This is a genomic window from Mucispirillum schaedleri ASF457 (genome assembly GCF_000487995.2).
GTDB classification, from domain to species: Bacteria; Chrysiogenota; Deferribacteres; order Deferribacterales; family Mucispirillaceae; genus Mucispirillum; species Mucispirillum schaedleri.
Window position 1 is genome coordinate 188,489 of the sequence record NZ_CP097562.1, and the last position, 12,900, is coordinate 201,388.

Here is a 12,900-nt window from a genome sequence, read left to right on the forward strand (position 1 = left end):
ACCATTTGATATAAACTTGTCAATCATTTATAGGATGGTAGCTATGAAAATTAATATATCAGAAGTATTTTATTCTACACAGGGTGAAGGAAAATATATTGGAACAGCTCAAGTTTTTATCAGGCTTTCACAATGTCCTTTTAGCTGTCCTTATTGTGATACTGATATACAGGATAAAGAGTATTTTAAAATAAATAATAAACAATATAATAATCCAGTATCTGCAGAAGAATTATCAGAAATTGTTTTAAAAGAATTTGGAGTGGGGGATAATTTTCACAGTTATTCTATTACTGGCGGCGAGCCGTTAATACATTATGACTTTGTAAAAAAGCTGGCATATCTTTTAAAAAACAAGTCAAAGGCAAAGCTATTTTTAGAAACAAGTGGATTAATCACAAAATATTTCCAAGAGCTTGATAATATTTTCGATATTATGAGTATTGATATAAAAACTCATTCTGAAAAAGTATTAAAAAAACTTCCTGTTTTATTAGATGTTTTAAGTAGTTTAGAACATAGTGATTATTATTTAAAACTGCTGCTTCCAAAAGAAAATGCAAAAGAAATTATAGATTATACAGCACAGGAGTTAAACAAATATAATATAAAAAATATTATTATTCAGCCTGTGGACAGCATAATAGCAAAAGATACTATTGATTACTTATATAATATGTATTATAGTAAAAATATAGAAGCAAGAATAATTCCTCAAACACATAAAATTCTTGCGATACCATAGTTGACTTTTTACTTTAATAGTGATAAGATTAGTTTATGATGATACAAGATAAATTACTTATTCTTGAAGAAAAGCTTGATAAGCTGCTTGCAGAATATAATGCTGTTAAACAGGAAAGAGATTTATTGTATGAGAAGAATAATAGTTTATTAGTTCATATAGGTACTATTGAAACAGAAAACAGTCTTTTAAAACAAAATAATGAGATTGTTAGAAAGCGTATAGAAACTATGCTTGCGAAGTTGGAATCTTAGTTTGAGGAAATATGAGTTCTTTTGAATTAACAATATTAGGACAGCATTTGCTTCTTAATGTGCCAGAAGGAAAGGAGCAGTATTATCAAGATATTGCAAATGAGCTTTCTGATATGATGAATGAATTTTTAAAAAAATCTCAACTAAGGTCTGATGTTAAAGCAGCTGTTAGTGTTGCTTATAAATTGCTGCTTGAAAATAAGCAGTTAAAAGAAACTATATCTTATTATGAAAATATTGATAGTAAGATAGATGATTTAATTACAAAAGTGAATAATAACTAATCCCCTGCTGTGTTTGTAAAACTTTTTGACATGCTGGAGCCAACACTTTTTTATTAATTGTCGTGATGCATGTTGTGGTGTGCAGGTCGGACTTGTATCCGAAAGCCTAAAGCAGCACAGAACGGCGCCTGTTTGTAACAGGCTACAGTGTCAGTTGTGAACGGCATATGCGGGGGTTATAAAATAATTTCGTTGTTTGACTAAAACACGGATTTTTATAGATTTTATCGGATAATATTTTAATGAATTTAGCTGATGCAATGCGTCCGCATTCATTTGATGATATAGTTGGTCAGGAGCATTTAACAAGTCCTGATGTATTATTAATATCGTTAATAGAAAGCGCATCTTTTGATTCTATTATGTTTGTTGGTCCACCAGGAACAGGCAAAACAAGTATGGCAGAAGTGACAGGTAAACAAATGGACTGTCCTGTATACAAAATCCATGCTGCTGTTAGTGGTGCAGCTGATTTAAAGAAATTAGCTGAACAGGCAGTATATGAAAAAAATATAATAGTTTTTATAGATGAAATTCATAGATACAATAAATCTCAGCAAGATATTCTGTTAAAATTAATTGATGACAGAAAAATCAAACTGATAGGTGCTTCTGCAGAAAATCCGTATTTCAATTTAGTTCCTGCTTTGCGTTCAAGAAGTATTATGTTTAAATTTAAAGCTGTAAGTGATGAAGCATTTGAAAGGCTGTTTATTAAAGCCTGCAAACACATAAAAAGTATGCAAAATGTTTCTGAAATAGTAGAAAATGGAGCCTTAAAGCATATTATTTCTTTAGCTCAAGGAGATTGCAGAAGGTTTTTAAATCTTCTTGAAATATCTGCATTAACAGGAAACAGACAGGATAATACCCTTTATCTTTCTACAAAAGAAATGGAAAATATTATGCCTGTTAATCAATTTTCAGATGACGAATTTTATGATATTTTATCTGCTATGATAAAAAGTATCAGAGGCAGTGACCCAGATGCAGCATTATTATGGTGTTTTAAACTAATTAAAAATGGGGCAGCTCCTGAAGCAGTATTTAGAAGATTAATGATTTCTGCTTCAGAAGATGTAGGTAACGCTTTTCCAGATGGGCAGATTTTTGTTAGTGCCTGTTATAATTCTTTTATGAATGTGGGAGTTCCTGAAGGGTATATTATACTAGCTCATGCAGTTACTTTTCTTGCCTCATGTCCTAAAAGTAATAGAAGCTATAATGGGTATCATCAGGTTATGGATTATCTTAAAGACCATGACCCTGTTGTGCCAGAGAATATAAGGCAAAAACCAAAAGGGTATAAGTATCCTTTTGATTATGGTAATTTTATTAAACAACGCTATATAAGTGATAATCTTTTGTTTTATAAACCATCTAATTTTGGCTTTGAGCAGAAGATTAAAGAAAGATTACATAATCTGTGGAATAATTTTAAAGATTATGAATAAACAAGATATTCGTAATAAAATAAAAGTTTTAAGAAATAATTATGATGTTAATGATTTGAAAACTAAATCATTAAAGATAACTAATGCTTTTTATAAAAAGTATTCTTGTTTAAACATTTTCTTATTATATTATCCTATAGAAAATGAGGTAAATACTATTCCGCTTATAGACAGGCTTTTTGTTGAAGGTAAAGAAATATATTTGCCAGTAGTATATGATAAATATATGATATTTAAGCAGTTTGAAGGCTTTGATAAATTAAAGGCTGGTAAGTTTGGTATTAATGAGCCAGCAGGAAAGGAGCTTGATAGTTTGCCAGATATTATGTGTATTCCTGGTATAGCCTTTGATGAAAAATGTAATCGCATAGGATATGGTGGTGGTTATTACGACAGGTATTTAGCAGTAGAGAATACTATTATTAAATCAGCTTTTGCCTATGAATTTCAAATTATAGACAAAATTAAAACAGAAAACTTTGATAAAGCTGTAGATGAAATATTTACAGAAAATCGTATTATTATCAGGAGGGTGTAATGAGCTATTATATTATAGTTGGGCTTGTTTGTGTATTGGCAGGTCTTGCAGCTGGATATTTAGTTGCTAAAAAAATGAAAGAAGAAGAAAATAAAAAATTAAACAATACAGCAGAAGATATAATTTCAAAAGCTAAAAAAGAGGGCGAAGAAATTATAAAAGAAGCAAAATTGGAATCCAAAGAAATTATTTTTAAAGGACGACAGGATTTAGAAAAAGAAATAAAAGAAAAGAAAAAAGATATCAGCCATATTGAGCGTAAACTTGAAGCCAGAGAAGAAACCTTAGAAAAGAAAATGGAATCAGCTTTACGCAAAGAAGAACAGCTTGTTAAAAGAGATCAGGAATATGACAGGCGTATGAAAGATATTGATGTTATTAAAGCTAAAAATGAAGAAATTAAACAAAGTTTAATTAAAGAAGTAGAGCGTGTTGCCTGCATGACTGGCGAAGAAGCAAAAAAAATGCTTATAGAACAAATGGTTGACGAAGCTAAAAAAGATTCTGCAAGAACTATAAGAGAGTTAGAAGAAGAAGCGAAAAATGAATCTGAAAAAAGAGCAAGAAGTATAATTTCTACTGCTATTCAACGCTGTGCTTCTGAATTTACAAATGATATTACTGTTACATTAGTAAACCTGCCAAATGATGAAATGAAAGGTCGTATTATAGGCAGGGAAGGCAGAAATATTAGAACATTTGAAACTATTACTGGTGTTGATATTATTGTTGATGATACGCCAGAAGCCGTTATTTTATCAAGCTATGATCCATTTCGCAGAGAAACTGCTAAATTAACATTAGAAAAATTAATTACTGATGGCAGAATTCATCCTGCAAGAATTGAAGAACTGCACCAAAAAAGCAGGCAGGAAATGGATAAACATATTTTAGAACTTGGAGAAGAAACTGTATTTAACTTAGGTATTCACAATATAAGCCATGAAATATTAAAACTTATTGGCAGGTTAAAATACAGAACAAGTTATGGTCAAAATGTATTAGGTCATTCAATAGAAGTTGCAACTATTGCAGGTATTATGGCAGCAGAACTTGGACTTGATCCAAAAATTGCTAAAAGAGCAGGGCTGTTACACGATATTGGTAAAGCAATAGATTATGAAGCAGAAGGTTCGCATACAACAATTGGTGTGGAAGTAGCTAAGAAAAATAAAGAAGACTGGCGTATAATTAATGCTATTGCCAGCCACCATGGTGAAGAAGAATTTAAATGTATTGAAGCCATACTTGTTCAGGCAAGTGATGCTATATCTGCCTCACGCCCTGGTGCAAGACGAGAAGTATTAGAAAGCTATATTAAACGACTTGAACAGCTTGAAGAAGTTGCATCTTCTTTTGAAGGTGTTGCAAAATCATTTGCTATTCAGGCAGGAAGAGAAGTTAGAATTATTGTAGAGCCTGATAAAGTAAATGATGATGGATTAGTTGTTCTTTCCAAAGATATTTCTAAGAAAGTAGAAGAAGAATTAACTTATCCTGGGCAGATAAAAGTTATGGTTATCAGGGAATCTAGAGCTATAGAATATGCTAAATAGTTATATATATTTATAATTTTTATATAAAGCTGGATAGTTTTTTTACTTTCCAGCTTTTTTTATAATGTTTTTATATATTTTCCCATAAAATGATGTATAAAAAACCATTAAGTCAAGCTCAGTATGACCTTCAGTTTTCATAGTATAAGTCATTTTGAGCCTGAATTTATAAGGCAAAAATCTAAATTATCTATATTGCAGGAGTGCGTAACATATTTAAATTATCTTACTTTTTATATACTTTGCTTAAAAATCAAATCTTTATTTTCTTTAACAAGCTCATTTATCAATTTTAGCAGTGCACTTGTTTATTTATAAAGTCTTTATTTAGTTTAGATAGTCATTTAACTTTTTTTTGAGAGCTTTCTTTTTTAACTTTTCTAATGCTCTGTTTTCAAGCTGTCTTACACGCTCTCTTGACACTCCCATACTTTCACCCAGTTCTTCTAATGTTTGAGGCTGTCCGCCATCAAACCCATATCTTTTAATAATAATTTCTGATTCACGAGGGTCAAGACTTGAGATTATTTCATCAATTGATGATTTTAATGCTTTTGCAATAATAACTTTTTCTACATTAGAATCTTCATCTTCTATAGAGTCAAGAAATGTTTTATCTTCACTATTGCCTATATAATTATCAAGAGAAAGATATGATTTAGAAGCCATTAATACTTCTTCAATTTCTTCCATTGGAATATCTGTAGCTTTAGAAATTTCTTCAATAGATGGAACTTTTCCAAGGTCTTTTGTAAGTTTTTCTGTTGCAGAGTTAATTTTATAAAGATAAGCAGTATGTTTAACTGGCATTTTCACAGCACTGCCTTGCTCATTAACAGCCTGAATTATTGCCTGTTTAATCCACCATACAGCATAGGTAATAAATTTTGTGCCTTTTGATGGGTCATATCGTTTTGCTGCCTCTAACAGACCAATATTACCTTGATTAATTAAATCAAGCAAAGGAATATCTTGATTTTTATATTTATTTGCAATGGATACTACAAATTTTAAATTAGCAAGAATAAGATTTTTTAATGCTTCTTTATCTCCCTGTTGTATTTTATATCCAAGCTCCATTTCTTCTTCATGTGTATATGGTTTATATGCAGAAATATTTTTAAAATACTGCTGCATAGCATCTTCTGTTGCATTGTCATTAAGTTCTGTTACATGGTCAATATTTAAATTTAATATTTCATCATCTAAGTTAGATACATTATCATTTAAATTATCATTTAATTTCTTTTCCATATTATACCTTGAAAAAATATAAAATAATATATCACAAATTATATGTTTTGTCATTTATTACTTTTATAAAATTTAAAAATTATTTTTTATAATATGATTTAAGTAAATATTTAATAAAATTAATATCATGACTTTTAAATTTTAATAATTAAAGAGCGGGTTTTTTAAGCCCGCTCATTTATTTTATTACGAATATTTGTTATAAGTAATATTTTACATAAATGTATCAGAGAGTATATTATTACCCCAGCTGTGACCATTTATTTTATTTTCAACTGATGCTGCTTTTGGTATACCATTTGCACCATTTCTTGTAACAATTTTATTTTTAGCTGCATCATATTCATACAATGTAGCTATCCATATACCTTCATTTTCGCTTACAAGGCTGTAGCATGTATTACCAACAAGTGGAACATAAGGCTCTTTACCTGCAAAAATACGCACTAAGTTTTCAGCAACAACTTTAGCTGTAGCATTTGCGATAGTTCCTGATTTTGGCATTTCTGTAACAGTTGCAGAATCAATTGCATCACCAATAACATATACATCTTTAATTAATGTTGATTCAAAAGATTTAGCATCAACACTTGCCCATTTTTTACCTGATTCCACAAGTCCAAGAGTAAATACAAGTTCTCCTGCTTTTTGGTTAGGAACAAAGTTAATTAATGTCCCTTGAAAATCACCTTTATTAGTTTTAATAATTTTTTTATCATAATCTATACCAGTAACTTCAACATCGGAATGATATGTTAATACATCTTTATAAAGGTTATTAAAAGCTGCTTCAAATAATGGTTTTTTGCTCATTATTTGTGGGTTAGGGTCAAGCACTACAACTTTTGCACCTTTTTTAAGAGCTTCATTTCCAAATAAACATGCTCTTTCATAAGGTCCAGGTGGACAGCGGTATAAAGCAAGAGGTGTTCTAAAAATTATAGTATCCCCAGCATTTATTTTGCTTACCATATTTTTAAGCTGTAATGTCTGTGGACCAGCAATCCAAGCATGTGGCATTTCTTTTTGTCTTTCTTCAGTAAAATTAAGAGCAGGGTCATAATCCATACTGATACCAGGGGAAACAATTAATTTATCATAGGCAAAGTCGCCTGCACTTGTTTTTAATATTTTTTTATCGCTATCAAGTCCTGTAACTTCTGCCTGTTTAAATTCTATTCCATATTTTTCTGCCAGTTTTGTTAAAGGCATAGTAATTTCTGTAATATCTCTTAAACCAAAAATAACTTCGTTACTCATGGCACAAGATACATGTTTATCATTCCTATCTATAAGAATAACATTTATAGAAGGGTTTAATAATTTTAAATATTTAGCAGCAGTAGCACCACCATAACCACCGCCAGCAATAACGACAGTAATGCCTGCTTTTTTAGGTGCAGTAGTAGAAGCAGCTTCTGCAGATTTTGTGGTTTCAGCAGGTGTTGCAGCAGTTTCAGTTGATTTTTTGCAGCCAGACAGTCCTAATATAGATAAAGAAGCTGCAGAGATAACTGTTGTTTTAACAAAATTTCTTCTTGAAAGTTTTTTCATATAAGCACCTCAATTATTTAAGTGAAGAAAAATATTCAGCTAATGCTCTTAATTCTTCATCACTAATATCTTTTACAACATCCATTTCAGGAGCTCTGCCTTCTGCATTTCTTTTGTCGTTTTTATATTCAAGTAATGCATGATATAAGTATGTAGGATTTTGACCATCAATTCTAGGAATACCAGTATCATCAGGTTTATTACCATTTGTTGTATGACATTCTGTGCATGTTGATAAGTTTGCACTTGCTTTGCCTTTATTAACAAGTTCTTGATTTAAAGGGTAGTTAGTAGGAACCCATGGTCTGCTGGAATACCAGTCAGCCATTGCTTTGATTTCATCTTCAGAATAGCCTTTGAAAAATATCTGCATAAGTGTAGAGTATCTTTTTGGTGCCTGTTCTTTTCCATCCACTATTGCTGGTTTCATATCCATCATAGATGATATAAGAAAGTCTTTGTGTTGTCCACCAATTGATGGAATAGCATCACTTACTGCAGCCCCAGCTGTTCCATGGCATGAAGAACAGAAATTGCCATATCTTCGGCCATCTTCGTTTTCTTGTGCCATTGCTACATTTGATGAAGCTGCAATCAGCAAAACAGCAAATGTAAACTTCATAATGCTTTTGTTCATAAAATCCTCCTTATTATTTACGGTTTAATATAACCATACTAATAAGATTATTATAGTCTTATTTTTAAATAAGGCAAGTAAATAATAAGAATATTAGTGTTTTTAAAGAAATAATATTATATTGTATCATTGAAAAAAATTTTTAGTTGTGATATATATGTTTGAAACTAAAAATAAGGAGTATGAAATGTTAGATTCAAAAGAGCGTATCAAATTAGAAAATGTAAAAAAACTTATACGCCGTAATGCAAAAGTTCCTTTAGAAAAACTCCTTAATAAACTTCATCCTGCAGATTTAGCATTAATTATTACTAACTTATCAGATTTAGACAGGAAAAAAATATGGTCTTTTATTGAAGACCGTTCAAAAATAGCAAAGATTATTCTTGAAATGCAGGATGTGGATATAGTTAATATTATAGAAGAATTAAGTCCACAGGAAGCTGCGACATTACTTTCTGAAATGGATAGTGATGATGCATCTTATGTACTTCGTATTATATCAAAAGAGAAACAGTATAGTTTACTGCAGTATATATCAAAAGATGAATTAATAGATGTGGAAGAACTTCTAAACTATCCAGAAGACAGTGCAGGCTCAATGATGAATACATCTGCCTTTGCTTTGCATATGGATACTTCTGTTAAAGATGCTACTAAACTTTTACATAAAGCAGAAGATTTAGAAATGGTTTTTTATCTTTATGTTGTAGATGGAGAAAACAGACTTACAGGTGTTCTTTCATTAAGGCAGCTTATACTTAACCCGCCTGAAAAAAAATTATCAGACATAATGATAAGAGATGTTATATCAGTTTCTGTTACAGATAATCAGGAATATGTGGCAGATTTAGTTGAAAAATATGACTTTTTAGCTCTTCCTGTTGTAGATGAACAGCATAAACTATGCGGTATAATCACTATTGACGATGTTATAGATATTATTAAAGACCAAGCCTCAGAAGATATTTATGCTATGGCAGGTTTAACACAAAATGATATGATGTTTGATAAAAGCCCATATAAAGTTGCAAGCACTCGTCTACCATGGCTTTTAATTACATTTATTGGTGAAATAATTGCAGGGCTTGTAGTAACATTTTTTCAAGGTAAAATTACAGATTTTGCAATATTAGTTACTTTTATGCCTATAGTTATGGCAATGGGTGGTAATGTTGGCAGCCAGTCTGCTACGGTTATCATCCAAGGTGCTGCATTAGGAAAAATAGATACAAGTAAATGGAGCAGGGTAATTTTAAAAGAATTAACTGTTGGTGCTTTAATGGGTATAGTTATAGGTCTGCTTTTAGGAATAGTTGCACCATTATGGGAAGGAGATGCTCAGCTTGGAATAATTGTTGGTGTTGCTATATTTTCTGCCATGCTTTTTGCATCTTTAACAGGCTCTATGGTGCCTATTACCTTAATGAAACTAAAATTTGACCCAGCTATTGCATCAGCACCATTTATTACAGCTTTAAATGATATTACAGGGCTTACAATCTACTTTTTAATATCTATGATACTGCTTATGATAATGTAATATGGAAAGAGTTTTATCAGAAGGTATTATTTATAAAATCAGTAAATATGCAGATAATTCTGCAATAGCTTCTGCTTATACTTATGGTTATGGCAGAATAAAACTTTTTATGCCAAAAGCATATTCAAGCAAAGGTGGAGTGCAGACTTTTATCCCTGGTGAAATTGATTTTTTGAAAAAAGATACATCAGAGTTAAATAAGTTTTATAATTTTCGCCCAGATACAACTTATATGGAGTATGCTTCAATACCAGCTATTTCTCTGCGTTTAAGCCTGTATTTTGATATTTTTGATAAATTTTATGAGCTTGAACAGTCAGATACTGTTATTTGGACTATTTTAAAAAAATATAAAACTTCAGATTACAGTAAAATAAATCTATTCAGTATATATGCACTTATGAAAAATACAGGGTATATGTTTAATTTTAATGTATGCAGCAGCTGTGGTGCAAAAATATTAGAGCAGGGTGCATTAAATAATGGACTTTATTTCTGTCATAAATGTGCTCCAGAAAATTCATTTTTTACAGAAAGTTATGTTAATACAATATTGCGAGCTTTTTCTAACCAAGAATTATATAAAAATATAAAGATGAATAAGTATGATGAATTATCTGTATTAGATTTATTTGCTTATCATATAGAAAATGTTACAGGCAGTTTTTTAAAAAGTTATAAATTATTTAAAGAATTAATTATAACAATATAATATTTAAAAAATTGAAAGAGCCTGTGAAAAAGCAGGCTCTATATTATATAATATTAGTCTTCACTTCTCATATAAGGGAAAAGTAATACATCTCGGATAGATACTTGATTTGTTAAAAGCATAACAAGTCTGTCTATACCCATACCAGCACCAGCAGTTGGCGGCAGACCATATTCTAATGCACGAATATAATCTTCATCCATCATGCAGGCTTCTTCATCTCCAGCATTACGAGAATCCACTTGTTTTTGGAAACGCTCTTCTTGGTCAACAGGGTCATTAAGCTCATTAAATCCATTAGAAAGCTCCATACCAGCAATAAAAAGTTCAAATCTGTCAGTTAATTCTGGATTTGATTCTTTTGATTTTGAAAGAGGTGATATTTCTTTTGGATAATCAATAATAAAAGCAGGGTTAATAAGTTTTTCTTCTGCAGTTATTTCAAATATTTCAGAAATAATTTTGCCATGTCCCCATGAAGAATCAACTTGAATATGGAGTTTTTCCGCTGCTGCTTTTGCTTTTTCATAGTCAGCAATTTCATCTTGAGAAATATTGCCATATTTTTCAATAGCTTCTGCCATTGTAAGTCTTGCCCATGGACGCTGCAGGTCAATATTTAAATCACCAAACTGTATTTGTAAAGTATTATTGATTTTTTGGGATATAGTTGTAACAAGCTCTTCAATCATATCCATTAATGTATGATAGTCAGCATAAGCCATATACCATTCTATCATAGTAAATTCTGGGTTGTGTTTTGTATCAACCCCTTCATTTCTAAAATTTCTGTTTAATTCAAAAACTCTTTCTATACCACCAACTACAAGTCTTTTTAAATAAAGTTCTGGTGCAATACGAAGATATAGCTGCATATCAAGTGCATTATGATGAGTAATAAATGGTTTTGCAGCAGCACCGCCAACAAGTGAGTGCATCATTGGAGTTTCTACTTCTACAAAGCCACAGCTTGTAAAAAAATCACGAATTTCTTTTATTATCTGGCTTCTTTTGATAAATACTTCTTTTACATCATTATTAACAATTAAATCTAAATAACGCTGTCTGTATCTTGTTTCTACATCTTTTAATCCGTGAAATTTTTCTGGTAAATCTCTTAATGTTTTAGTTAAAAGTCTGTAATGAAATGCTCTTATAGTCAATTCACCTGTTTTTGTGCGGAAAAGAGTGCCTTTTACCCCTATAAAATCACCAATATCAGTTAATGTATATACTTCAAATTCTTCTTCTGATAAAAGTGCTTTTTTAATATATACTTGTATTATACCGCTTCTATCTCTGATAGTTAAAAATGCTGTTTTACCAAACTCCCTTTTTGCAAGAATTCTTCCTGCTGCACTAAATTCTTCACTTTCTGGAAGTTCTGTTTCGCTGCTGCTGTATTTTTCTAAAATATTAGCAATAGTAGATGTAATAATATGAGAATTTACATAAGGATTTAACCCCATTTCTCTAAGTTTGTTACATTTTTCTAGTCTGTGCTGCTCCATTTCTGCTCCATTAAATTATAGTTGTTTTATAAAATTTATACTTTCATTGTCACAAGTATTTTTTACAAGAAAATCTTTTTCTTGAATTAATTTCTCAATATCATTTTCTTTTAAATCATCATAGTTGTAAAATCTGCCGCCTGAATTTTCATAATATTTTACTGCATTATTATTATACAATTCTATAATTTTTTCCATATCAAATATCATTTTTCTAAGGCTTCTATATTCTGCATCAGTAATAGTATCTTCCTGCCTGTAATTTGCAGGTGTCTGGTGGATTATCCTGCCGTTATATGAATTATCTTTAAATTCAATTAAAGATGAACATATAGACTGTGCCTTATTGTTTAATGCTGCATGTATATTGCAGTAGTATCCTTTATAATACTGAGTATATCCAAATGTCAGTTTCCAAATATCACTTTTTATTAAAGATAAAGTATTATTATTAATATTATTTACATCATAAATAATAGTTAAATCTGCACCAGTGCTGTTAATAAAGTCTGGTAGTTTTTCACTGTTTATATTATTTTCATTAAATGTCAATGTTTTTATTCTTGAAATATTATTAAACTTATTGCCAAAAAACTTATGCTCAGAATTAATATAATATTGATTTAGTTTATCTATAATACTGCTTGTATTATCTTCATCTATAACCATAGCTGCACACTTTAAGTATCCAGTTTCCATTAACGATACAATAAAATCAAAATGTCTTGGAAAGTTTTTTGTTATAACTGCAATTTTTGACATTTATCCTCCACAAAAAAAGACAGATTATATTTTTAATCCAAATAAAATAAAAAAACAAGTTTAATATTTAATAATTTCATTGATTTTTCATAAATT

Annotated in this window: 13 protein-coding genes and 1 other RNA gene; 9 read left to right on the top strand and 5 right to left on the bottom strand. The window is 30.3% G+C overall.

Going from position 1 to position 12,900, the window contains the following annotated elements; translation table 11 throughout:
- Positions 1-43 precede the first annotated feature (43 nt).
- From N508_RS00980 to rny, 7 genes are all read left to right on the top strand, one after another.
- Positions 44-745 (top strand): 7-carboxy-7-deazaguanine synthase QueE, encoded by a 702-nt coding sequence (locus tag N508_RS00980; RefSeq protein WP_023276216.1) that lies wholly within the window; start codon positions 44-46, stop codon positions 743-745.
- Positions 746-780: 35 nt separating this feature from the next.
- Positions 781-999, top strand: a complete 219-nt coding sequence (locus tag N508_RS00985; RefSeq protein WP_023276217.1) for a cell division protein ZapB — start codon at positions 781-783, stop codon at positions 997-999.
- An 11-nt stretch (positions 1,000-1,010) separates the two neighbouring features.
- Complete coding sequence (locus tag N508_RS00990) at positions 1,011-1,283, top strand: cell division protein ZapA (protein WP_023276218.1); 273 nt, start codon at positions 1,011-1,013, stop codon at positions 1,281-1,283.
- A non-coding RNA gene (gene ssrS / locus N508_RS00995) (6S RNA) lies at positions 1,282-1,463 on the top strand. Before N508_RS00990 ends, ssrS begins: the two co-directional genes overlap by 2 nt.
- Before the next feature lie 62 nt (positions 1,464-1,525).
- Complete coding sequence (locus N508_RS01000; RefSeq protein WP_023276219.1) at positions 1,526-2,737, top strand: AAA family ATPase; 1,212 nt, start codon at positions 1,526-1,528, stop codon at positions 2,735-2,737.
- Positions 2,730-3,275 (top strand): 5-formyltetrahydrofolate cyclo-ligase, encoded by a 546-nt coding sequence (locus N508_RS01005; RefSeq protein ID WP_023276220.1) that lies wholly within the window; start codon positions 2,730-2,732, stop codon positions 3,273-3,275. The genes N508_RS01000 and N508_RS01005 overlap by 8 nt, the downstream gene beginning before the upstream one ends.
- Positions 3,275-4,831: a ribonuclease Y gene (gene rny, locus N508_RS01010; RefSeq protein WP_023276221.1), complete on the top strand. Its 1,557-nt coding sequence runs from the start codon at positions 3,275-3,277 to the stop codon at positions 4,829-4,831. Before N508_RS01005 ends, rny begins: the two co-directional genes overlap by 1 nt.
- A gap of 327 nt (positions 4,832-5,158) precedes the next feature.
- On the opposite strand, the gene N508_RS01015 is transcribed toward rny, so the two are convergent.
- From N508_RS01015 to N508_RS01025, 3 genes are all read right to left on the bottom strand, one after another.
- Positions 5,159-6,085: a sigma-70 family RNA polymerase sigma factor gene (locus N508_RS01015; RefSeq protein ID WP_023276223.1), complete on the bottom strand. Its 927-nt coding sequence runs from the start codon at positions 6,083-6,085 to the stop codon at positions 5,159-5,161.
- A gap of 213 nt (positions 6,086-6,298) precedes the next feature.
- Complete coding sequence (locus tag N508_RS01020) at positions 6,299-7,639, bottom strand: FCSD flavin-binding domain-containing protein (protein WP_023276224.1); 1,341 nt, start codon at positions 7,637-7,639, stop codon at positions 6,299-6,301.
- A 13-nt stretch (positions 7,640-7,652) separates the two neighbouring features.
- Entirely contained in the window at positions 7,653-8,276 is a 624-nt protein-coding gene (locus N508_RS01025; RefSeq protein ID WP_023276225.1) for a c-type cytochrome, read from the bottom strand.
- Positions 8,277-8,463: 187 nt separating this feature from the next.
- Here N508_RS01025 and mgtE point away from each other — a divergent pair, with 187 nt between their 5' ends.
- Both mgtE and recO read left to right on the top strand, forming a co-directional pair.
- Positions 8,464-9,819 carry a magnesium transporter gene (mgtE, locus tag N508_RS01030; RefSeq protein ID WP_023276226.1) on the top strand — a complete coding sequence of 452 codons (1,356 nt, stop codon included), beginning with the start codon at positions 8,464-8,466 and terminating at the stop codon, positions 9,817-9,819.
- Position 9,820: 1 nt separating this feature from the next.
- Complete coding sequence (gene recO, locus N508_RS01035; protein WP_023276227.1) at positions 9,821-10,531, top strand: DNA repair protein RecO; 711 nt, start codon at positions 9,821-9,823, stop codon at positions 10,529-10,531.
- Between the two features lie 53 nt (positions 10,532-10,584).
- On the opposite strand, the gene lysS is transcribed toward recO, so the two are convergent.
- On the bottom strand, positions 10,585-12,042 hold the full coding sequence (gene lysS / locus N508_RS01040; protein ID WP_023276228.1) for a lysine--tRNA ligase: 1,458 nt from the start codon (positions 12,040-12,042) through the stop codon (positions 10,585-10,587).
- A 15-nt stretch (positions 12,043-12,057) separates the two neighbouring features.
- Positions 12,058-12,804, bottom strand: coding sequence for a hypothetical protein (locus N508_RS01045; protein ID WP_023276229.1), 747 nt, complete (start codon positions 12,802-12,804; stop codon positions 12,058-12,060).
- Positions 12,805-12,900: the final 96 nt, after the last annotated feature.

Excerpts from the sequence above, each read along its gene's own strand:
- N508_RS00980 (WP_023276216.1), top strand. The coding sequence starts at position 44 with ATGAAAATTAATATATCAGAAGTATTTTATTCTACACAGGGTGAAGGA.
- N508_RS00985 (WP_023276217.1), top strand. The coding sequence starts at position 781 with ATGATGATACAAGATAAATTACTTATTCTTGAAGAAAAGCTTGATAAG.
- N508_RS00990 (WP_023276218.1), top strand. The coding sequence starts at position 1,011 with ATGAGTTCTTTTGAATTAACAATATTAGGACAGCATTTGCTTCTTAAT.
- N508_RS01000 (WP_023276219.1), top strand. The coding sequence starts at position 1,526 with ATGAATTTAGCTGATGCAATGCGTCCGCATTCATTTGATGATATAGTT.
- N508_RS01005 (WP_023276220.1), top strand. The coding sequence starts at position 2,730 with ATGAATAAACAAGATATTCGTAATAAAATAAAAGTTTTAAGAAATAAT.
- rny (WP_023276221.1), top strand. The coding sequence starts at position 3,275 with ATGAGCTATTATATTATAGTTGGGCTTGTTTGTGTATTGGCAGGTCTT.
- N508_RS01015 (WP_023276223.1), bottom strand. The coding sequence starts at position 6,085 with ATGGAAAAGAAATTAAATGATAATTTAAATGATAATGTATCTAACTTA.
- N508_RS01020 (WP_023276224.1), bottom strand. The coding sequence starts at position 7,639 with ATGAAAAAACTTTCAAGAAGAAATTTTGTTAAAACAACAGTTATCTCT.
- N508_RS01025 (WP_023276225.1), bottom strand. The coding sequence starts at position 8,276 with ATGAACAAAAGCATTATGAAGTTTACATTTGCTGTTTTGCTGATTGCA.
- mgtE (WP_023276226.1), top strand. The coding sequence starts at position 8,464 with ATGTTAGATTCAAAAGAGCGTATCAAATTAGAAAATGTAAAAAAACTT.
- recO (WP_023276227.1), top strand. The coding sequence starts at position 9,821 with ATGGAAAGAGTTTTATCAGAAGGTATTATTTATAAAATCAGTAAATAT.
- lysS (WP_023276228.1), bottom strand. The coding sequence starts at position 12,042 with ATGGAGCAGCACAGACTAGAAAAATGTAACAAACTTAGAGAAATGGGG.
- N508_RS01045 (WP_023276229.1), bottom strand. The coding sequence starts at position 12,804 with ATGTCAAAAATTGCAGTTATAACAAAAAACTTTCCAAGACATTTTGAT.